General features: G+C 40.2%; 19 protein-coding genes and 1 pseudogene. 15 read left to right on the top strand and 5 right to left on the bottom strand.

The window, feature by feature from the left end; all coding sequences use genetic code 11:
• Positions 1 to 149: 149 nt before the first annotated feature.
• Positions 150 to 686, bottom strand: a complete 537-nt coding sequence (locus BME96_RS15640) for a ribonuclease H-like YkuK family protein (protein WP_019377422.1) — start codon at positions 684 to 686, stop codon at positions 150 to 152.
• A 402-nt stretch (positions 687 to 1,088) separates the two neighbouring features.
• On the bottom strand, positions 1,089 to 1,988 hold the full coding sequence (locus tag BME96_RS15635) for a LysR family transcriptional regulator (protein WP_231478737.1): 900 nt from the start codon (positions 1,986 to 1,988) through the stop codon (positions 1,089 to 1,091).
• A gap of 261 nt (positions 1,989 to 2,249) precedes the next feature.
• On the opposite strand from BME96_RS15635, the gene BME96_RS15630 reads away from it, so the two are divergent.
• The 6 genes from BME96_RS15630 to BME96_RS15605 all read left to right on the top strand — a co-directional run bounded on the left by BME96_RS15630 (position 2,250) and on the right by BME96_RS15605 (position 11,150).
• Positions 2,250 to 3,974 (top strand): urocanate hydratase, encoded by a 1,725-nt coding sequence (locus BME96_RS15630; protein ID WP_071649531.1) that lies wholly within the window; start codon positions 2,250 to 2,252, stop codon positions 3,972 to 3,974.
• 144 nt (positions 3,975 to 4,118) lie between these two features.
• Complete coding sequence (hutI, locus tag BME96_RS15625; RefSeq protein WP_071649530.1) at positions 4,119 to 5,357, top strand: imidazolonepropionase; 1,239 nt, start codon at positions 4,119 to 4,121, stop codon at positions 5,355 to 5,357.
• 15 nt (positions 5,358 to 5,372) lie between these two features.
• Complete coding sequence (locus BME96_RS15620) at positions 5,373 to 6,524, top strand: M20/M25/M40 family metallo-hydrolase (RefSeq protein ID WP_071649529.1); 1,152 nt, start codon at positions 5,373 to 5,375, stop codon at positions 6,522 to 6,524.
• Between the two features lie 76 nt (positions 6,525 to 6,600).
• Positions 6,601 to 7,968 (top strand): YjiH family protein, encoded by a 1,368-nt coding sequence (locus BME96_RS15615; protein ID WP_071649528.1) that lies wholly within the window; start codon positions 6,601 to 6,603, stop codon positions 7,966 to 7,968.
• A 36-nt stretch (positions 7,969 to 8,004) separates the two neighbouring features.
• On the top strand, positions 8,005 to 9,507 hold the full coding sequence (gene hutH / locus BME96_RS15610; RefSeq protein ID WP_019377416.1) for a histidine ammonia-lyase: 1,503 nt from the start codon (positions 8,005 to 8,007) through the stop codon (positions 9,505 to 9,507).
• Between the two features lie 293 nt (positions 9,508 to 9,800).
• Entirely contained in the window at positions 9,801 to 11,150 is a 1,350-nt protein-coding gene (locus tag BME96_RS15605) for a Na+/H+ antiporter family protein (RefSeq protein WP_071649527.1), read from the top strand.
• Here BME96_RS15605 and BME96_RS15600 read toward each other — a convergent pair.
• Positions 11,147 to 11,470 carry a hypothetical protein gene (locus tag BME96_RS15600; protein WP_231478735.1) on the bottom strand — a complete coding sequence of 108 codons (324 nt, stop codon included), beginning with the start codon at positions 11,468 to 11,470 and terminating at the stop codon, positions 11,147 to 11,149. The two genes, BME96_RS15605 and BME96_RS15600, sit on opposite strands and share 4 nt — an antisense overlap.
• A gap of 73 nt (positions 11,471 to 11,543) precedes the next feature.
• A pseudogene (locus BME96_RS15595) lies at positions 11,544 to 11,803 on the bottom strand (acetamidase/formamidase family protein); the annotation flags it as partial.
• 137 nt (positions 11,804 to 11,940) lie between these two features.
• Between BME96_RS15595 and BME96_RS15590 the strand changes: the two are divergent.
• Positions 11,941 to 12,792 carry an MBL fold metallo-hydrolase gene (locus tag BME96_RS15590; RefSeq protein WP_071649525.1) on the top strand — a complete coding sequence of 284 codons (852 nt, stop codon included), beginning with the start codon at positions 11,941 to 11,943 and terminating at the stop codon, positions 12,790 to 12,792.
• 31 nt (positions 12,793 to 12,823) lie between these two features.
• Entirely contained in the window at positions 12,824 to 13,771 is a 948-nt protein-coding gene (locus tag BME96_RS15585; RefSeq protein WP_071649524.1) for a nucleoside hydrolase, read from the top strand.
• A 160-nt stretch (positions 13,772 to 13,931) separates the two neighbouring features.
• Here BME96_RS15585 and BME96_RS15580 read toward each other — a convergent pair whose 3' ends face one another.
• Positions 13,932 to 14,702, bottom strand: coding sequence for a sulfite exporter TauE/SafE family protein (locus BME96_RS15580; RefSeq protein ID WP_071649523.1), 771 nt, complete (start codon positions 14,700 to 14,702; stop codon positions 13,932 to 13,934).
• 184 nt (positions 14,703 to 14,886) lie between these two features.
• Here BME96_RS15580 and BME96_RS15575 point away from each other — a divergent pair, with 184 nt between their 5' ends.
• The 7 genes from BME96_RS15575 to BME96_RS15545 all read left to right on the top strand — a co-directional run bounded on the left by BME96_RS15575 (position 14,887) and on the right by BME96_RS15545 (position 22,410).
• A complete protein-coding gene (locus BME96_RS15575) occupies positions 14,887 to 15,759 on the top strand; it encodes a LysR family transcriptional regulator (protein ID WP_083547489.1) in 873 nt (290 codons plus the stop codon).
• Between the two features lie 97 nt (positions 15,760 to 15,856).
• Positions 15,857 to 16,810, top strand: a complete 954-nt coding sequence (locus BME96_RS15570) for a formylglycine-generating enzyme family protein (protein WP_071649521.1) — start codon at positions 15,857 to 15,859, stop codon at positions 16,808 to 16,810.
• 694 nt (positions 16,811 to 17,504) lie between these two features.
• Entirely contained in the window at positions 17,505 to 18,326 is an 822-nt protein-coding gene (locus BME96_RS15565; protein WP_197035831.1) for an ABC transporter permease, read from the top strand.
• Positions 18,302 to 19,093, top strand: coding sequence for an ABC transporter ATP-binding protein (locus tag BME96_RS15560; protein ID WP_060681975.1), 792 nt, complete (start codon positions 18,302 to 18,304; stop codon positions 19,091 to 19,093). The genes BME96_RS15565 and BME96_RS15560 overlap by 25 nt, the downstream gene beginning before the upstream one ends.
• 23 nt (positions 19,094 to 19,116) lie before the next feature.
• Entirely contained in the window at positions 19,117 to 20,139 is a 1,023-nt protein-coding gene (locus tag BME96_RS15555) for an ABC transporter substrate-binding protein (protein ID WP_071649520.1), read from the top strand.
• 99 nt (positions 20,140 to 20,238) lie between these two features.
• Positions 20,239 to 21,717 carry a sensor histidine kinase gene (locus BME96_RS15550; RefSeq protein ID WP_071649519.1) on the top strand — a complete coding sequence of 493 codons (1,479 nt, stop codon included), beginning with the start codon at positions 20,239 to 20,241 and terminating at the stop codon, positions 21,715 to 21,717.
• A 15-nt stretch (positions 21,718 to 21,732) separates the two neighbouring features.
• Entirely contained in the window at positions 21,733 to 22,410 is a 678-nt protein-coding gene (locus tag BME96_RS15545; protein WP_019375916.1) for a response regulator transcription factor, read from the top strand.
• Positions 22,411 to 22,425 lie beyond the last annotated feature (15 nt).

The following is a 22,425-nucleotide window of genomic DNA, read 5'->3' as shown; positions in this document are numbered from 1 at the left end:
GTTCAATTTTTCAGTCTTCAGGTTATGCAAGTTCATATCTTTTACAGCTTTGCACTATATACCAAAATATGCATTTTAAGAATTAAAAAATGGATACCATTTAGGGGGAGATTCACCTAAATTATATCCATTCCTGAAGCCATATAGAATTATTTCGTGTAGCGATTGGCATAGCTTGAGGCGACGAAAGCATCTGGTTTTATTTTTGGTTCCACTCCGATTGCTTCCAATCTAGTTACCATTTCCTGAACGAATTTCCGTGTTTTGTTCTTTTTTCCTGCACCGATATCGATATGTCCTTCCATGCTAAAAGAGGCTCCTTGGTAAATATGTGGGAGGACGATATCAATGAGCTGCCTTTTTCTTTCTTCGGTAAAGAGGGAGACAATCTCTTCGGATAAGGAGGTTTCATAGGAAATTCGCTCATGCAATTGCAGCATTTTCCTTGGAACAGTTACTTTTCGTATACATGCCCACACACCTTTTCCCTTATTGCGGATCACAATTCCTGTAATGAAAATGGTTTTCTGTGGATGAATTTGCGAATCTGTCCCCACAATCAGACGGTAGTTCCCAGCAGGTCGTGAGCGCATAAAGGCGACAATGTGTTCAAAGACCTGATTAAATGTCATTTGATCTTCCTGCAAGTTTTGAAATCGAACGTGTTGAGCAGAGTCATTTTCCATGCTGGCACATCCCACTTTGTGAAATTTAGAGATCTGCTTTCCATTATTTATTTTATGATATGCGTAAGGGAGAGGTGAAAATAACTGTATACTTACTTAAAGTTAAACGTTATGAACATAGCTTCATATAGTGAGGAACAACAAAGGTACAGAACTTGGAATTTCAGAAAATACGGCACGTCATGCTTTACATACACTAGCTGAAAAAAATTATTTTTCACTGATAAAGAAACAAAAAATTTCGGAACTATGACTTAATGCGGATTTTAAGGGACTAAAGTGGTGATTTGCTTAACTCCCCCCGGTGACACAAATCAGGTTACCGGGGGAGTTTTCTTATTGCCTTGCCTAGTCTAGTGGTGTTTTGTTGGAGAGGGCTTAATTCTCCGTGTTTCGATCCATTTATAATGACTTAGAATGATGAATAGTTTTAAAGTTATTTATAATGAGTTCTATTGTGCGCATCACAATAGGTGAATTATATCTTTTTTTATCATAAACCAAATAGACGGTGCGCATAACATTCGGGTCATGGATTCGTTTATAGCGGATTGCTCTATGTTGAATATGCTTTACATAATTTTCGGGGACGACGGAAATACCAAGTCCTTCCTCTACTAGATCACAGGCCGTTTCAAGTCGGCCAATCTCAAAATGAATATTTGGTCTCACGCCAGATTTGCTGAATGCTTTTAATATATCTTCTCTTGTTTGAAATCCTTTTTCCGAAATAATAAAGTTTTCATCTTGTAAATCCCTTACCGTGATAAAGCTTTTACGTTCCAAATTATGGTCATAAGGTAGCAGGGCTACTAATTTTTCATCGTATAATGGGATTGTTTCAATATGTTTATGGTTTACGTATTGATTGGTAATTGCAAGGTCCACTTCGAAATTATAAAGTGAATGCTCAACGTCTTGTAAACTAAGTACCTCTAATAGTTTTATGAAGACATTTTCATGCTCCAGCTTCAATTGGGTTAGCACCCTGGGAAACCATACCTTCGATGACTCAATAATACCTATAGATAGCTTTAATGGTCCTTCCTTTTTTAAGCGTATCATTTCATTACTCACTTGTTCATGGTGTAGTACGAGACGCTTAGCTTCCTCATAAAGTAACTTACCTACCTTTGTTAATTGAACACCTTTCTTACTTCTGTCCAAAAGAGGCAGCCCGACTTCTTTCTCCAATTTTTTTATGGCAGCACTTAAAGAAGGTTGAGATATTAACAGTTTTTCTGCAGCAGCCGTATATGTTTTTTCTTCAATAATTGTTATGAAATAGAGTAATTTGTTCATCTCCAAAGAAAACAGCCTCCTTACTATAGCTTAAAACTATAACAATATAGAAAAGTAGTATTGGTAATTATAATATAAACTAATTACAATATTATTGAAAGTAGATATTTTCTGAATTAACAAAACGGGAAAAGGGAGAACGATGTACTAAACATTATAAAAGTCAATAATGTTTGGAGGGAATGTAAGCGTTTAATTAAATAGCACATTACCGAATCATACAGTTAACCCTATAACCAATCATTGAAGGAGGAAAACAGAATGGCGCAACAAAATACGAAAGAAAAACCGGAGATTTTATATTCAGTAAAGGCACAAAGAGGCTCTGAGTTACGTTGTAAGGGATGGAGACAGGAAACAATCCTCCGAATGCTTGAGAACAATATGGAAAACGCAGAAAAGCCGGAAGAACTTGTTGTTTATGGAGGTATTGGTAAAGCAGCACGTAACTGGGAATCCTACCATGCCATTGTAAAATCCTTAAAAGAATTGGAAGATGATGAAACATTAGTAGTGCAATCCGGAATGCCGGTTGCAGTATTTAAGACACATAAATACGCACCGACCGTAGTAATGGCAACAACGAATATTATGAAGCCATCATGGGATACATTTTATGATCTGCAGGATAAAAACCTAACTATTTTTGCACAGTATACAGCTGCACCATGGGAATATATTGGGACACAGGGTGTTATTCAAGGAACGTTTGAAACTTTATCAGCAATTGCAAGAAAGCATTATAATGATTCCCTTGTTGGAAAAATCATGCTCACTGCCGGTGCTGGTGGAATGGGGGGTAATCAGACAAGAGCAATGGCAATGCATGGCGGTGTTTGTATTCTTGCTGATTCCAATGTAGAAATTATTAACCGTCGTATGGAGGTAGGCTATATTGACGTTCTAGCCGATTCTCTTGATGAAGCAATTGAACTTGCTGAAAAGCATGCCACTGAAGGAAAGCCACTCGGCATTGGAGTAGTAGGAAATGCCGCAGACATTTTTGAAGAGGTATATGAAAAGGGATTTCGTCCAGATATTTTAACATCGATGACTCCAGCGCATGATCCAATTTCATATTTGCCTTCTGGATACACTGTTGAAGAAGCGGATGAGTTAAGGAAAAGAGATCGTCAGCTTTATTTGAAAAAAGCACAAGAAACGATGATTCGTGAATTGCGTGTGACAAATAAATTCTTTGATGAAGGTGTACATGCTTTTGAATATGGCACGAGCTTAAGAAAGGAAGCAAGAGATGGCGGCATGCCTGAAGAAGAAGCTATGAAAATTCCAGGGTTCGTAGCGGAATATATTCGTCCTTTATTCTGTGAAGGTCGCGGGCCTTTCCGTTGGGTATGTATGTCAGGTGATCCGGCAGATCTTGAGAAAATCGACAACATGGTACTTGAGAAATTTAAGGATGATTTGCTTGTAACCCGCTGGATTAATCTTGCGAAGGAGCATATCCCAATTGAAGGATTACCCGCTCGTATTTGTTATCTCGGATTTGGCCAACGGAAAGAATTCGCTTTAGAAGTAAATGAGATGGTAAAACGTGGAGAGTTAGCTGGTCCTGTAGCATTCTCTCGTGATAATTTGGATTCTGGTTCGATTGTTAACCCAACATTTGAATCTGAAAACATGCCTGATGGAGGAGACTTGATCTCTGACTGGCCAGTACTAAATGGGCTATTGAACGCTGTCGGTATGTGTGACTTAATCGCACTCCAAGCGAACTATTCTATGGGAGAAGCTGTACACACTGGGGTAACTATGATTGCAGACGGAACGGAGGATGCATCAATGCGCCTGGAAGTTTGTATGACAGTAGACTCTGGAATCGGTGTAGTACGGCATGCGCAGGCAGGATATGAAAGCGCAAAGGATGTCGCTAACGGAAAAGGTAATCTAACAGATGAAAGTATCAAAATTCCATTATGGTGGGAGCCTACAGCGACATTTGGTCCTGATGATCTCGATAAATAACCGATCCGGAAAACAAAAGGGTATGCAATATATACCCTTTTTTCCTTAATCAATAAGTAGTGAGAACCCGCTTTCTGTACAGGAAGACGGGTATATCCTCATGAAAACCAGGTGGAACTATCATTGTCAGGAGGGTAATAAGGTTTGGCTAAACAAAAAGCAGATTTAATTATAGCTAACGCAAAAGAAATACTCACATGTACGGGTGAAGCAGCTGACTCTATTGGAAAGCTCAATGATAGTTGGATTGCCATTGCTGGAGAGAAAATTATTGCCGTAGGGGATAAAAAGGAAGTAGATAATCAAGTGGACAGCAGTGGAGCAAAGATCATTGATGCTAGAGGTAAAGTTGTTGCGCCAGGTTTTGTGGATAGTCATACACATGCTATTTTCGGTGGTTCCCGAGTGGAAGAGTATGCAGCCAAAATGACGGTAAGCGATCCGAAAAAGTTAGAAGAAATGGGTATTAAAACAGGTGTAATGGTATCTGTCAATAAAACACGAGATGCAAGTAAGGAAGAGTTATTTAATATTTCCAAAGAAAAGCTTGATCGGATGCTACAAGCTGGAACGACTACCGTAGAAGTGAAAAGTGGATATGGACTGACAACGAAGGATGAACTGAAAATTCTTGAAGTGGCGTCTGAACTCAATGACAGTTTGCCTATCGATGTTGTCAACACTTTCCTTGGAGCGCACGGCTGGCCGGAAGATATGAGCAAGGAAGCATATATAAAAGAAATTATCGAAGAAATGATACCCCAGGTAGCTGAGAAAAAACTAGCAACGTTTTGTGATGTATGGACAGAGAATAGTCATTTTAATGCAAAGGAATCAAGAGACATATTAGAGGCGGGGGTTAGTTATGGTATGCAACCTAAGATTCATACGGATGCCTATTCTTATGTCGAAGGTTCAGATCTGGCAGCTGATATAAAAGCAGTATCTGCAGACCATTTAAATTACACTCCACCTGAAATCATGAAAAAGATGGCGGATGCAGGTGTAATTGGTGTAGTAATGCCAACCCTTGATTTTGCAGTGGCACATCCCCGTCCATTTGATGTAAGAACAATGATAGAACAAGGATTGCCTGTTGCTCTTGCAACAAACTTAAACCCAGGAAATTGGACAGAATCGATGCAGTTTGTCATGGTTCTAGCCTGCCGTCTATATCATATGTCTCCTGAAGAGGCGATTCGTGCAGCGACAATAAATGGAGCAAAAGCCCTTCAGCTTGAAAATGAAGTAGGCTCCATTGAGGTTGGGAAGTTGGCCGATCTCCAAATTTGGGATGTACCTTCTTATAACCATGTTATATACAGACTTGGAAGTAATGTCGTTGATCAGGTAATAAAACGAGGAAAAGTTATTGAAAAATAGAAGGGATGATGAATTTTGGTTAAACAATCGACACAGATACAAATAAATAATGATCGGTTATTAGATAGTTTCATGGAATTAGCTAAAATTAATGCACCAAGCGGGCATGAAAAGCCGATGGCAGAATTTCTCATTCCAATATTAGAACAACTCGGTTTTTCTTATACTTTTGATGAAGCTCATAAAGAATTTGGTGGTAATTGCGGGAACTTGATTGCGTATTGGGAAGGTACTCATCCTAGTGTAGAACCAATGTTTCTCTCCACACATATGGATACGGTGTTGCCAACAGAAGGTTTAAAGCCGGAAATACGAGATGGAATTATCCATTCTGATGGCACAACCATTTTAGGAGCCGATGATCGTGCAGCACTCGCAGCATATTTGGAGGGGATTCGGTACATTCAGGAAAATGACATACCTTGTGGACCAATCGAGTTGGTATTGACCGTGAATGAACAGCCTGGGCTTGTAGGAGCAAGCTACATGGATTATTCAAAAGTAAAAAGTAAGAAAGGTTTTGTATTTGACAGCAGTGGCGATATTGGACAAATTATTTTACAAGGACCTTATAGCAGCAGAATTTATTGTGACATTCAAGGAAGATCTTCCCATATTGGATTAAACCCGGAAGAAGGAATTAATGCATTTTTGATCGCCGCCGATGCTCTGAAGAATATGAAGCTCGGTAAGATCAGTGAAATAACGCTGGCCAATATCGGCCAAATGAATGGTGGAAAAATGTCTTCCATCATTCCAGGTGAAGTTAAGCTGGTAGGCGAAGTGCGTTCCTTTGAAGCCAAAGGTTTAAACGAGCAATTGGAACATATGAAACAGTCCGTGGAGGAAGCTGCAAAACAGCATGGAGGAAAGGCTGACATCAGATACGAGAAAAAATATCTTGGCTGGAAGATTGATGAAAGATCCCCTCTCGGACAAACGGCATTACAGGCTGCCGATGAGATTGATGTTAATAAATATACGACACAAACCCTAGGAGGAGCAGATACCAATGTGCTTAATGAAAATGGACTTGAATGTATCACATTAGGGAACGGCTTCCGTAATATTCATACTTTCCAGGAACATATTAGTGTAGAGAATTTGATGAATGGTGGGAGATATGCTGCCTCTTTGATTAAGAAATGGTATGAGCTTCATAAATAAATAGATTGATCGGGGGACTGCTTCCTAAGGGGGCGGTTTTCCTCCATAACCAGGAATTCGTAAAAGGGGTGTAACGATGGCAATGGAAATGGAAGAAAAGAAACCGATTCAACTGGAACAATCAGGAAAAGGAAATATAAAACCTAAATTTTGGCTGACATTTATTTTAGGACTGCTATTTTTCCTTGGACCCATAAAAGCGAATGGCACGTGGACGATCCCCTTTGATGTGCTTATAAGTACGATACGGAGCAGTGCACAAGAAGTAGTATCTTTTTATTGTATGCTCATCATTGTAATAGCAGCCGGGGTCACTATTCTGGCAGAGTTTCAGAAACGCGGAATCCTCCAAATTAAATATGACCTTTCTTATTTTGTGACAAGTCCCGTTTTTTTGTTCTTCCGTGTTCTAGGTGCGGTGTTTGCTATACTTATCTATTTCTCAATTGGCCCTGAAATTCTGCGGTTACCGGAAACAGGTCAATTAGTTTTTACAACTACGATTGCATCTGTAGCTGTAATTGTGCCGATTGGTGCTGTATTTCTTACTTTGTTCGTCGCTTTTGGGGGATTGGAGTTTGTAGGCGTGCTGATGCGTCCATTTATGCGTCCATTATTTAAGTTGCCTGGGCGTTCAGCCTTAGATGCAGTTGCTTCCTTTGTTGGCAGTTATTCCGTGGGTATTTATGTTACGAATAAAATGTATTTGCAAGGACGCTATTCATTAAGAGAAGCAACGATTATTTCGACTTGCTTTTCAACGGTTAGTATTGGTTTTTTTGCAGTAGTAGCAAGCACACTTGATCTTCTGCCTTATTTTCCAATATTATTTATAGCTACATTTATTGTAAGCGCTGTAGCGACAATGGTGCTAATCCGTATTCCCCCGTTATCCAGGATTCCGGACGAATATAAAGGTGTTCCAAAACCGGAGGCACTCCTTGAAAAACGTTCCATCTGGAAACAGGCTTACGAGGTTGGAATCAAACAGGCAGAAGACTCTGGAAAAGTTGCAGTTGAATTAAAAAATGGTTTTGTAGATGGGTTGAAATTGGCAATGGTAATTCTTCCGCCAATCCTTTCTATTGGCTTAACAGCAATACTTCTGGCAAATTATACGCCGATCTTCACCTGGGTCGGAGCACCAATGGAGCCATTTTTGCGGATTTTGGGGATTCCAGATGCAGGGTTGATTGCACCAGCGACAATTATTGGGCTTGCCGATATGTTTTTACCTGCTTTAATGGTAACTGGAGCTGCGCTAGGGGCTAAATTCTTCATTGCGGTTTTATCATTAAGTCAGATATTATTCTTTTCAGCTGTTATTCCTCTTCTCCTGGAGGTAGACATACCAATCAAATTGAAGGATCTTCTTATCCTGTTCCTTTTACGAACGCTAATATCCATTCCAATTATTGCTATCATCATGCATCTAATTTTCTAACATAATCAACTTTACTAACTACAAGGAGTGAAACACATGGAACAGAAAGTAATCGAACTGGATGGCTATACATTGAACCGGCATCAAATTGAAAAAGTAGCTTATGGCGAGTATCAAGCGGAAGTACCTGAACAAGCGCTTGAACGAGTTAGGAAAAGCCGGAAAAGAATTGAAACACAATTGGATGAAGGAAAAATAATCTACGGGGTTAATACAGGATTTGGAAAGTTAAGTGATGTTGTTATTGAAAAAGAAGATATCTCCAAGCTGCAGCTTAACCTGCTTCGGGCGGATGCTGTGGGGATTGGTGATCCACTGCCTACACCTGTTGTGCGTACCATGATGGTACTACGGGCAAATGCTTTGGCAAAAGGCTTTTCAGGGATTAGGGAGGAAACATTAAATCTTCTAATTGAAATGATTAATAAACGAGTACATCCTGTCGTACCAAGTAAGGGATCTGTAGGCGCAAGTGGAGACCTTGCCCCACTTGCACATATAGCTATTGTACTCGTAGGTGAAGGAAAGGCTGAATACGAAGGAGAAATTTTAACAGGGAAAGAAGCGCTGTGGAAGGCAGGTTTGCAACCAGTTGAACTTGCAGCAAAAGAAGGTCTGGCATTAATCAATGGCACACAAGCTATGTCAGGCATAGGAGTAGTTACTTTAAATGAAGCAGAACGTGTTGGTCTAGCAGCAGATATGGCTGCAAGCTTAACAATGGAAGCATTGCATGGGGTAATTACAGCTTTTAATAAAGATTTACTTGCAGTAAGACCACATCCCGAGTTTGAGCTTGTCGCTTCACGTATAAGAAACTGGCTTGAAGGAAGTAAACGGATAACGAAGCAGGGGGAAGTTCGTGTGCAAGATGCTTACTCGATCCGAGGTATCCCACAGGTTCATGGAGCATCTTGGCAAACAATTAATTATGTGGATGAACGGTTAAAAACAGAAATAAATGCAGCGACAGACAATCCAATTATTTTGGAAAATGGGGAGATCTATTCAAGTGGTCATTTTCATGGGCAGCCAATCGCATTAGCAATGGATTTCTTAAAAGTAGCAACAGCAGAGTGGGCGAATATTTCAGAAAGGCGCATTGAACGATTGGTGAATCCTGCACTAAGCGGATTATCTCCATTCCTGGCAACAAATCCTGGTCTGGAATGTGGACTAATGGTTGCCCAGTATGCTGCAGCAGCGCTCGTATCAGAGAATAAAGTTCTAGCACATCCGGCAAGTGTTGACTCTATTCCTACTTCTGCAAATCAGGAAGACCATGTAAGTATGGGGACAATTGGCTCACGTCAGGCGAGAGATATTGTGCATAATACTGCAAAGGTAATTGCAATTGAATTAATTAGTGCATCCCAAGCTATTTATCTTGATGAAGCAGAGGATATGCTAGCGCCAGCTACTAAAAAATATTTGGATATGGTGAGAGAAATATGTCCTCCATTGAAAGGAGACCAGGATATCTCAGAAGAAATTGAGAAATTAGCTGCGTTTATATTAAGGGAGGATGTATTGAAATAGGGCAGGAGGGAGAACGGATTATAGCTATGGTTAATTAATTATGTAAATTCAATGTAGTATTTTTCCTTGGTACTTCAAAGTAATGCTGGAACTATGGAGAGAGGTGTGTAATTCAGATGAAAAGAATACAAATTTTATACATGGTTCCAGCCATAAAAATTTATACCCTTTGAATATGAATAGCCATTTCATGTTGTTGCAATTAAGGAAATTTACGTAAGTACATTCTCGGAAATTTTATCTGAATATTTAGAAATGATTGGAAACTAAAAAATCAAGAAGGCAGGTGCTTTATGATTCTATTAAACCCGGTAGTTTTATCTGTTTTGACTCTTACCATTCTGTGTTTGTGTCGTATACACGTCATTTTTGCTTTATTACTCGCTGCCATTGTTGGTGGTCTAACAGCAAATTTATCGCTAAGTGAAACAATAACCACATTAATTGGTGGAATGGGTGGACAGGCAGAGACAGCATTGAGTTATATTTTGCTTGGTTTCTTTGCTGCCATGATTGCCCAATCCGGGATAACGGAAATACTGGTACAGTACTTATTGCGCGTAATGAAAGAAAAGAAGTTCCTACTTATATTTTTAATTGCTTTTCTTACTTGTTTTTCTGGTACTCTCATTCCAGTCCATATTGCGTTTATCCCAATACTGATCCCACCATTAATAATTTTGTTTAATCACTTAAAAATTGATCGGCGTGGGATAGCAAGTGCTTTAACTTTTGGGCTGAAAACACCGTATATGGTTATTCCTATCGGCTATGGGTTAATTTTTCATGGTATTATTGCAAAAGAAATGGAATCAAATGGGATGCCTATTGCTATGTCAGTTATCCCACTGGCAATGAGTATACCAGCAATTGGTATGATTGTGGGTCTTCTTATTGCTGTATTATTTACTTATAAGAAACCACGCGAATACAAGGATATCGATTTATCGAAGACATCAAGTTTACCTGAAGAAGAAACAGCAGCTGGGTTAGAAAAGCAAAAAACACCACGTACTACTTTCGAAAAGAGAAACCATTTTTTCACAATAATTGCGATCGTCGTTGCTTTTGTTCTTCAGTTAACATTTGAATCGATGGTAATTGGCGCAATTGGTGGAATAACAGTAATGTTTGTTACTCGTGTTATTTTTCTGGAATCGGGTGAAAAGGTAGTACAAGAAGGTATGGTCATGATGGGGGTAATAGCCTTCATTATGTTAATTGCTTCCGGTTATGCTTCTGTATTAAAGGAAACAGGGGCAGTCGAAAATTTTGTTAATAATGCTACGAGCTGGTTTGGTGACAGTAGTCAACTAGTATCTGCCTTTGTCTTATTATTGGTAGGTCTGTTTATTACGATGGGGATTGGAACGTCATTCGGAACGATCCCAATTATAGCAGCAGTTTTTGTACCTTTATGTGCCACGTTAGGCTTCAGTCCGTTAGCTACATGCGCATTAATTGGTACAGCAGGTGCGTTAGGTGATGCAGGTTCACCAGCATCTGACAGTACATTGGGGCCAACTGCTGGCCTCAGCGTAGATGGACAGCATAATCACATATGGGATACTGTGGTCCCAACCTTTATTCATTATAATATTCCACTACTTATATTTGGAACCTTAGCGGCGGTGATTCTTTAAAGTATGGAGTATCTATTTTGTGAATCATTGGGATACCTCAGCATATATTTAAGGACATAAATTAAAAACTCCCTCGGTGACTCAAAGCAGGTTACCGGGGGAGTTTTCTTAGTGTCCTGCTTGCCAAGGCCTAGAGACAGCTGTTTTTTGTAAGGATTTTTCGGCATATTCTCCTTTTTAACAACACGAGGCTTCATTCCGTTTTCAATTCGCTTTTTCACCTTTGAATCCATGCGCAATGTCATCGGAGGCTTAAACACACGTTTGGCAATTGTATTACACGTTGGACAAGCCGTGCTTTGCTTATTATCCCTGGTCATGTTTAGCAACAAAGTAAATTCTCCACATGCTGGACATAGAAAAGTGTAGTTTGGCATTACGTATTCCTCCTGGCTATTTTGGTAAAATATCTTTTGTGAAGATATCCTTAGGTAAAGCGATAGTGCAGGAATGTCCACAACACCAGCTAAATGACCTTCAACGGGAGCTGAGCCCAGTAGCATATATGCTTGTTCCCCAGTAAAACCTTGTGTTTTTAAAAACTCAATCGCATTTAAGCATGCATTACGATAAGCTATATTTGCATCTAAATATGTTTGTTTTCCGGAAAATTCATTGACAGAGACTCCTTCAAACATCAGATATTCGTTATACAATTTTTTCTATGCTTGCTTGATAGTTTTCATTTCCTATCACCAATCGTTCATGTAAAATAAAGAAAGCGAAAAAATATGCTTAAACTTAGACACAAGAATTACAACATTAGATATAGAGGAAAGAAGGAAAAAACATGTTAAAACAACTAGCCCCAAACGTTTACTATATGCCTCATTATTCGGAAACAGACCGTCCTGCATTAGGTTTAGTCTGTGGGGAGAGTTTTAGTGTGGCGATTGATGCTGGTAACTCTCCTGCACATGCGCAGGATTTTCTGGGATTGGCTGAAAAGATGGACATTTCTCCAATTCAATATGTACTAGTAACGCATTGGCACTGGGACCATATTTTTGGTATGAAAATAATGGACCGCACTGCAATCAGTCATCATGATACTAAGAAGAAGGTAGCATATTTAAAAACGTTGAAGTGGGATGATGCTTCTATTGATGCCCGTGTAGAATCTGGCGAAGAGATAGAATTTTGCCGTGATATGATTAAGCGAGAGCTGCCTGTCCGGGATAATCTGAAGCTGTGCGCGCCGGAAATAACGTTTCAAAATCAAATACAGCTCGATCTTGGTGGCATTACCTGTGTGATGGAGCATGTCGGTGGGGAGCATGCACCAGATTCGTCCATCATCTACATTCCAGAAGAAAAAATCATGTTCTTAGCTGACTGCCTTTATCAGGATTTTTATAGTGGCGAATGGAGCTATGATTTGAAAGAAGTACAGACCTTATTGGCAAAAATTAAGAAGTATGATGTGGAGCATTATGTCCTTGGTCATCAGTCACCAAAAACATATGCCGAGCTATGGGGCTTTCTTGATGAGCTTGTAGCTATCGGGGAGGTCGTTGGAAGGGAAGCTTCACTCGATCAAGCAGTAGAAGCCTTTACACTTGCAAGAGAGAAGGAGCCTACAGAGGAGCAGCTTGAATTTATACAAAATTTCGTTGCAGGCAACCAGAAGAAATCTATGTAAATTTACAGAAATAATAATAGAGGTGATAAGAATGAGACGTGTAATTATCGATACAGATACAGCAGGGGATGACACGATCGCCCTTTTAACTACACTCCATCATTTTCATGTGGAGGGCGTAACAATAACTGGTGGTAATGTTGATTTCGATCAAGAGGTAGAAAATGCGCTTTATACAATTCAAGTTGCCAACCCAAAGAGCTATGTTCCTGTCTATAAAGGACTGGAGAGACCGCTCCATGCTACGGGCATGGCTCAGCATCGCACTGTAGAGGATGTGCATGGCAAGGATGGAATGGGTGGGGCTTATTTTGAAAAAGCAAAACAGCGTCCCGAAACTGCCCATGCCATCGATTTTATTATCGATACAGTGAAGAAAAGTCCTGGAGAAATTGAGCTATTGGCGATCGCCCCTTTAACAAATATTGCAATGGCAATAAAAAAGGAACCCTCCATCATCAAGGATATTCCCCATATTTACATTATGGGTGGTACAAATAATTCTCTAGGAAACATTACGGCAGCAGCAGAGTATAACTTTTACGTTGATCCTGAGGCAGCAAATATTGTTCTTCAATCCGGAATCCCACTCACGATGGTAGGGTGGGATATGTGCGTAAATTATTCGATTATGGATGATGCGGATCATGAGGATATTAGAAAGCTTGCCACGAAAGGCTCTCAATTTTTTATGGATATTAATCAGGTTGTAATGAAATTCAACAAGGAGGTTCATCGCCTGCCAGGGACTACCCACCCAGATACACTTCTTGCAGCCATCGCCGCAGATGAAAGTATCATGACGAAATCCACGGATTACTATGTCGAAGTGGAAACACAAGGTAAACTGACTCGTGGCTACAGTCTAGTTGATATTAATAACCGAAGCGGAAATAAACCAAATGTACGTATTTGTGAAGCGGTTGATCGAGAAAAATTTAAGACAGTGTTGCTTGATGTGTTGCGGGCAATCGATTGATTTTGGAGGATGAAGATGAAAAGGCTGCAGAATTTTTATGGATTCTGTGGCTTTTTAAATGAGAGTAGATGTGTTGAAATGAGAGAGCCGCCCAAAATATGAGAGAGCAGGCCACCAAAATGAGAGACACAACCACCAATCCTCATGCCTCCCCCCCCATTCATTGAAAATACATTCTCACTCCAATAATCACCAATACAACGGAAAGCATCTGTAGGATGACTTTGCCGGGAATCCGTTGAGATAGAAATACACCAATGTTTGCCCCGAGAATAACTCCTATACCACCAAATACTACGGTCATCCAGTCGATGTTGCCGTAGTAAAGCTGGGAAAGTACCCCTATAAACGAATATAAACATAACGAGAGAATAGAAGTAGCTGCTGCGCGGTGTGTTGGCACGTGAAAGACATAGATTAAAATGGGTACCAACAGCCAGCCACCACCTATTCCGAGATAGCTTGATAGAATTCCCATAACAAGACCTAACGGAATGAACCAGACATCTTTGGGTGCATTTCTTTCCGTTTGTTGCTTTTTTGATAAACGCTTTGATTCCCATGGAGAGTTTTTACTGAATAAAAATATGCCGAGACCAACTAAAATTGTTGCGAAAATAACGTAAAAGTATTGGGAGGAATAAGCTTGCAATAACCAAACCCCCAAGAGAGCGCCTGGCAGCGCGCTAATTCCAATGGTTAAAGCTATTTTGTAGTTGATTTTCTTTTGTTTGGCATAACCAAGTACACCGGTAAAAGAGTTAATTAATACGATTACTAACCCCGAGCCAGCCGCAATTACTGGGTCCATATCCAGAAGGATTAATAATGCCGGTACAAAAATAAAACCGCCGCCCGCTCCGACAATTGTTCCATAGCCTCCTGCGATAAATCCGATAACTAGAAGTAAAAGTCCTGTCATGATATCCATTATGTTAACCGCCTCCTGAATCATTTTGCTTTTACTATTTTCTCATGCACCAGTGGAAAAAGATAATTGAATAATGTAATAGGGTATAACAGGAATGAATAGGAATGGTTAATTGTATGATAAAATGTAATATGGGAAAACAAATGACAAGGGGGGAATTGCGCTGAATATTGAGAGTTTACGAATGTTTTGCCGGGTAGTAGAAGAAGGTAGTATTTCACAAGCTGCACGTATGGGTTTTGTGTCACAGCCTGCTGTAACGAGACAGATCCGTCAGTTGGAAAACATTTATGGCACGTCACTTTTTGACAGGCAAGAGGGAAAACTGCGTGTCACAGCGGCTGGGAAAAAGCTTTATCCATATGCTAAGGAAATTGTTGCTTTACATCGATCTTCCTTAGAAACGATTCAGGAACATTTAGGAGAAATAGACAAAACGTTGCGCCTTGGAGCTAGCCTTACCATCGGCGAATATTTACTACCTGACTTGATCGGTCATTTTAAAAAACACCATCCAGATGTGCAATTCAGCTTATCGATTGGTAATACCCCTCAGATGCTGGAAAAATTAGAGGTCAATGAAATCGATCTCGCATTCGTAGAGGGCGTTTTTCAACATGATACATATAAAAGCCGGAAGTTTGCCGAGGATGAATTAATACTTGTGACCTCATACAATCATCGCTGGGGAGAAAAAAAGGAGATAAGTTTACAAGAGATTTCCGATGAAAAGATGATTTGGCGGGAAAAGGAATCAGGTACCAGATCGATTGTGGAAGAAGCGCTAAGGAAGCATGGAATTCTGGAAAAAATAGATAATGCGATGGAGCTTGGGAGTATGCAAGCGATTAAAAGTGCAGTTGAGGCAAACCTCGGGACAAGCATCTTGCCAAGACTAACAGTGAAAAAGGAACTGGAATTTGAGGTATTGCGTGAGATTTCAGTAAAGGATTTTCACTTGGTTAGGGATTTTTGGATGGTCGTCAAAGAACAACGGTTTAAGCGAGAAATCCAAAGAAATTTTGAGGAGTTTCTAATTACGGAAATGTCCAATTGAAAATGAACGAGCTATTCTATATATAGACAAAATTTAGTGATCGCCCTATAATAGGCTCAACTTAAAATTTTTTGAAAAATAAGGAGCTGACATTTTGATGCACAGTAATCATACAACAAAACCTTCTTGTTGTTCGGCCAGCAGAGGCAGTATTGCGAAGGAAGGCACAGTGAATCAGCAAGCGACTTTGAAAAATACAGATGGCATTAAGTTTAAAGAGAAAATGGTTTATCTATCTGGGGGAGAGTTTTTAATGGGAACGGAAGATAGGGACGGTTTTTCTGCTGATAACGAGGGACCGATAAGAAAGGTGAATGTAAAGCCCTTTTACATAGACAAAACCTCTGTTAGTAACAGAGAATTTAAGCAATTTATAGATGAAACAGGTTATATGACAGATGCTGAAAAATATGGCTGGTCCTTTGTTTTTTATAAATTTTTATCAGAAGACCAGCAGAGGAAATTCCAACAGCCACAAGGGACACCATGGTGGTTTGCTGTTGAGAAGGCATATTGGTATCAGCCCGAGGGCGAGGGTTCGGGTGTCGAGGATCGAATGGATCATCCGGTCATTCATGTATCTTGGAATGATGCGAAAGCTTTTTGTGATTGGGCTGGGAAGCGACTGCCAACAGAGAAGGAATGGGAATTTGCGGCTAGAGGCGGACTTGAACAGAAGAAATATGTTTGGGGAGACGAATTGCATCCAAACGGGGAGCATTATTGTAATATTTGGCAGGGAGACTTCCCGCGTACCAATACAGAGGCGGATGGTTATCTCGGAACCGCGCCGGTAGAATCCTTCCCACCGAACGGATACGGATTATATAATATGGCCGGCAATGTGTGGGAGTGGTGCTCCAACTGGTTTGATAAATCTTTGAATCTATCACCAAAAGTGGACCCACAAGCACCAAAAGCGATGCGAGGCGGATCCTATTTGTGTCATTATTCCTATTGTAATCGCTACCGAGTAGCAGCAAGAAGCTCCAACACGATGGATAGCTCAACAGGAAATCTGGGATTTCGCTGTGTCCGAGATGCTAAATAGGAATGCAGGAAAAACTGGAGGGTGGACCCTTCCAGTTTTTTTGTGCTCAAAATGTCTATCATTGATGCCATGACGGACATTGGGACTCGATTTTGCGGTCTTAATGTCTATCATCGATGCCATGACGGACATTGCCGCTCAATTTTGCGGTCTTAATGTCTATCATCGATGCCATGATGGACATTGCCGCTCGATTTAGTGCTCTAAATGTCTATCATTTAATTTTATAAAAGGCCATTCACATTAAAGATTATAATACGGGGCGATCTCATTCAAATGAGAGAGTCACACCAAATATGAGACGCATCCGCACCCAAATGAGAGAACCTCACCAAATATGAGAGGCAGCCGCACTCAAATGAGAGAGCCGCGCCAAATATGAGACGCATGCGCACTCAAATGAGAAAACCGCCCCAAATATGAGAGGCAGCCGCACTCAAATGAGAGAACCGCCCCAAATATGAGAGGCAGCCGCATCCAAATGAGAGAGCCGCGCCAAATATGAGACGCAACCGCACTCAAATGAGAGAGCCGCCCCAAATATGAGAGGCAGCCACACCCAAATGAGAAAACCGCATCAAATAACTCACCTCCACCCAATCCCTCCCCAAAAAGGTTGTAAAAAAAATCAAACTTATCAGAATTCACCCGCCGTGATACGATGAGATCAATAAATTAAATGTGGGGGTCACTTATGAAAACGCATACAGTTATGAATGAGGCTGCAGGAGGGAAAAAGGTGAAGCCTAGATTGGTGGAAAGGATACCAAATGGTGGTTGGTTGGCATTATCATTGCTTGCAGCTCTCTTATTTTGGACGATTCTTTCATTAATTCCATCGACTTCCCGCAGCTTCCCAAATATATTTTTGGTTACCGAATCCATCGGGACCATGATGCAGCGGGGTGTATTTTGGAAGGATATTATAAGTAGTTTAATTTCAGTTACTTCCGGTTTCTCCATTGGTTTTATTTTATCTCTGCCTGTTGCAATTGTGATGGCATGGTATAAACCGGTTCGTTTTATCATTGAGCCATGGATCCAATTTATCCGGAATATCCCACCTTTGGCGTATGTGCCACTAGTAGTTATTTCAGCAGGTGTTGGTCGTACACCACAAATTATTGTTATTACGATTGCTACATTTTTAATTATGTCAATAACCATTTACCAGGGGATTAAAAATATTGATCCAACCCTGATTAAAGCAGCAAAAGTGTTAGGAGCCAGAGACAGGGATATTTTCATGAAGGTAGTTGCACCAGCATCACTGCCATTTATCATTACAGCTATTCGGTTAGGTACTGCAGTAGGGCTCACTTCTTTGATTGCTGCTGAATCAACCGGTGCCCAAGCGGGTCTTGGTATGCGAATCCGTGCATTAAGCAATACATTCGAGTCCTCTCCAATGTTACTCTACATCATTATCATTGGGATTATCGGACTTATTTTTGAAAGGTTAGTTAAATTGCTTGAGAGGAGGTTAACCGGATGGCAGGAGAAACGAGACGTGTAAAAGTGAAGATTGACCAGGTGAAAAAGGTGTTTGATTCCCGAAATGGGGAGGTTGTTGCATTAAATGGCGTGGATCTTGATATCCATGAAAATGAATTTGTAACCGTTGTCGGGCCCTCCGGCTGTGGTAAATCAACACTTTTAAATATTATTGCCGGATTGGAAAAGCCAACGAGTGGAGTCGTTCGTTGTGACGGGAAGGAGATCACCGGAACTGGCACCGAAAGAGGGGTCGTGTTTCAGCAATATGCGTTATTCCCTTGGCTGACTGTGAAGGGTAACGTACAATTCGGATTGAATCTGCAAGGAATTAAGGGGAAAAAAGCGGATGAAATAGCAAACAAATATATTAAGCTAGTTGATTTACAGGATTTTGTTAATCATTATCCAAAAGAGCTTTCAGGGGGAATGAAGCAACGAGTGGCCATTGCCAGAGCCTATGCGGCGAACCCGAGTGTACTCTTAATGGATGAACCATTTGGTGCCTTGGATGCGCAAACGCGTACCCAACTCCAGGAGGAATTGCTACATACTTGGGATAGTGAACAGAAGACATGCTTTTTTATTACCCATGATGTGGAAGAGGCAATTTTACTAGGCCAAAAAGTCGTCATCATGAGTGCTAGACCTGGAAGAATCAAAGAAGTTGTTGATGTGAAAATATCGTACCCTCGAAATCAGGAAACAAGGATGACACAGGAATTCCTTGATGTGAAAAACTACGTATGGGGTCAGGTTTATCAAGAATATTTGGCAGTAAGGAAATAATCATATAGATAGGGGAGAAGGAAATGAAAAAAATTTACATCTTTTTAGTGGTAGCAATTCTTGCAGTCTTGTTAATTGGTTGTGGGTCAGACTCCGAGTCAGATTCGGCACAAGGAAAATCAGATGGAAAAAAGACAGAAACATTTAAAGTAGGATATATGCCAAACTATGCAAGCATGAACTCTGTTGTAGCCGGTATAGAAACAGGTAGCTTTGAGGAGCAAGGGCTGGAAGTGGAGCTTGTTGAATTTGCAGATGGTCCAACGATCATTGCCGCATTGGAATCCGGTAGTATTGATGCAGGTTATATTGGACCAGGCGCCCATGTTTTACCAATCCAAGGGCAAGCAAAAATCTTCGCATTCTCTCATTTAGGAAATGCGGATGAAGTAATTGGAAATACCGAAAAAGGTGTAAAAACCATTGAGGATTTAAAAGGTAAAGAGATTGGTGTTGCTACAGGTACATCAAGTGAAACTATTCTTGATTTGACTCTTCAAGAGGCAGGGATTTCTAAAGATGATGTAACGCTTGTTGATATGGATGCTTCAGCTATTGTAACTGCAATGGTGTCAGGTGGCGTAGATGCTGTTGCTACATGGTCTCCAAATACGAACACGATTAAGGAAGAAATGGGTGACAAGGCAGAAATGCTTACAAATAATGCGAGATATGCAGAGCAATTCCCATCTATTGCATCTTGGGTAGTTTCTCCTTCTTATGCAGAGGAAAACAAAGAAACAATTGAGAAATTCACAAAGGGATTATATGCAGGTATGGAGTATCATATTGACAATCCGGAAGAGGTTGCAAAATGGGTAGCGAAACAAAGTGCCGTTGAGGAGGATGCTGTCCTTGCCCAAACAGGTGACGGAGACTGGAAGAAACCAGAGGAAATTCTGACAATGCTTGAAGACGGAACCATCGAACAGTACTATCAAACACAACAGGAAAACTTTATAGAATCTGGCCGTCTTACAGAGGAAGATAAAGTGGATGTGAGTGAATATCTCATGTTGGAAAATATGAAAAAAGCTGCTGAATAATACGCAATATTAAAAGAATGGGTTAAAATGAATATATTCCAACCATACAGGCCTGTTTCTAAGAAATGGGTCTGTATGAATTGATAACAGGTGATTACCATGCTCATTATACTCATGCTTTTTCTAATTCTCATTTCCATTCTTGTATTACTTGTCAAAAGAAATAAGGAAACTTTTTATATTTTTGGTATGTGTTCAAGCCTTGCTGTATTATTGATCGGCATTATGCTTTACATTGCGAAGAAGGGTGGGATATCCGAGAAGCTGCAGGATTTCTATTTCTTCAATCCAGTCATAAAATCCTATGCACAGTATTTCTATATAACCCTTGATACATTAGGCTATATGGTTGCTATTGGGCGTTACATATTCCCGCTTTTTTTACTATTGCTCGCTATGCATTACTCCGAGCTGGCATTTATAAAGAGGAATAAATGGGTGGTTAAGCTGGCGTTTCTTCCGCCACTTCTCTCTTTAGTATTGTATCATCCGGATATTTTCCATATGTATACAAGTCCTACGGGTGGCTATAACGAGCTGGTAAGTGACTTTTCATTAATCTGGGTACTTATCTACGTTATTCTGGCATTTCTTTTATTAATTGTGGAAGCGGTTTCCATCCAAATCAGGATTTTCCAAAGCAGGTTTATGGTTATCATTTTATTTATCTTTTCCATTACCTTTCTCTATCTGCTTTATTTTGGGCAAAATCCGATCCAAATCTATCAATTTTATTATTGGGGGAATGGAATCTACTATATGGATGCGGTTCTTTCTGTTCCAGCTTACCTCACACTTGTAATTATTAATATTACACTAGCGGTAGTCGGGTTTGCTGGATTGCTGAAATATACAAAGGAAATGTTTGATACAGACAAAGAGGAAATAAAAATTCAGCGGAATTATAAAGCGGCCAGTGCAGGAGCAACCGTCTTTGTTCATAGTATAAAAAATCAACTTCTTGCTAACAGAGTGATTTTTAAAAGAATGAATGGGGAGATGGATCGGGGCATAGATCCAACAACTATAAAAGATTATACGAATCAGCTGGAGGAACGAAATAATATGATGCTCGAGCGAGTGGAGGAGCTGTATCAATCCGTAAAAGCACAAACGGTCCATCTCGTGCCAGTAACCATTGCGGAGGTCGTCTCTCATTCCATGGATAAGTTTCACAATAAATACCCTGAAAAAAAAGTGCAACTAACGCTTACAGATGAAGCGGAAATCCTTGCTGATGCACCACTTCTCAGTGAAGCAATCTACAACCTGCTTACAAATGCCCAAGAGGCAGTTGAGCATAAAAATCTGAACGATAGCCCAGGGATTTTTCTCAGAAGTTATAATACGAGGCAATATACTGTTATTGAAATACGGGATGTCGGTACTGGAATTAAGAAAACAGATACCAAAAAAATTATGGAACCATTCTACTCCACAAAAAACTCTAACTTCAATTGGGGGATGGGCCTTCATTACGTGCATACCATTATCAAAGAACATTTAGGTATCCTGCGCTTTGAAAGTAAAGAAGGAGAAGGAACGACATTCTTTCTATTTCTGCCGAAATTCAAGTAAATGGAAGTGTTGCATGTGAAAGAAAAGATAAAAGTGATCATTGCAGAGGATTTTGCCCTATTAAGAGAAGACCTTGTCGAGACCATTTCGACACAGAACGATATGGCAGTTATGGGAGCCGCTGGCAATGGTCCGGAAATAATGAAGCTTGCCGACAGTGTGGAGCATGACATCATTTTAATGGATATTGAAATGGAAAGCGTCTATGCAGGGATCCGGGCAGCTGAAGCCATCCGTGACAAAAATAAAGAGGAGAAAATTATTTACCTTACCGCACATGAGACGAAGGAAATGATCCTCACCGCAATGGGAACGGGGGCCGTCGATTATATCGTAAAAGGAGCTCCAGAAGAAAAAATAGTTAGTCGGATCCGCGATGCTTATGAAGGAAAAACCGTGCTGGAGGGCAGGGTCAAGGAACTGGTTTTACAAGAATATAAACGGCTGCAGGAATCCGAAAAAAGTCTGCTCTTCTTTGTAAATAATTTATCCAACTTAACGAAAACAGAACGAGAGCTGATTCGTCTTCTGCTAGACAATAATAAGGTTAAGAAAATCGCAGAAATAAGAGGTGTTGAGATGGCAACAATTAAATCTCAAATTAATACGTTACTTAAAAAATTAGGCGCTTCACGAACGAAAGAAATAACCAAGACAATAAAAAATCTAAATCTGACACATCTATTTGAATGAGAAAAGGAGAATGAT

Source organism: Virgibacillus halodenitrificans, assembly GCF_001878675.1.
Lineage (GTDB): Bacteria > Bacillota > Bacilli > Bacillales > Amphibacillaceae > Virgibacillus_Q > Virgibacillus_Q halodenitrificans.
Note: the sequence above shows the minus strand (reverse complement) of the source record. Positions and strands in the feature narration are given on the sequence as shown.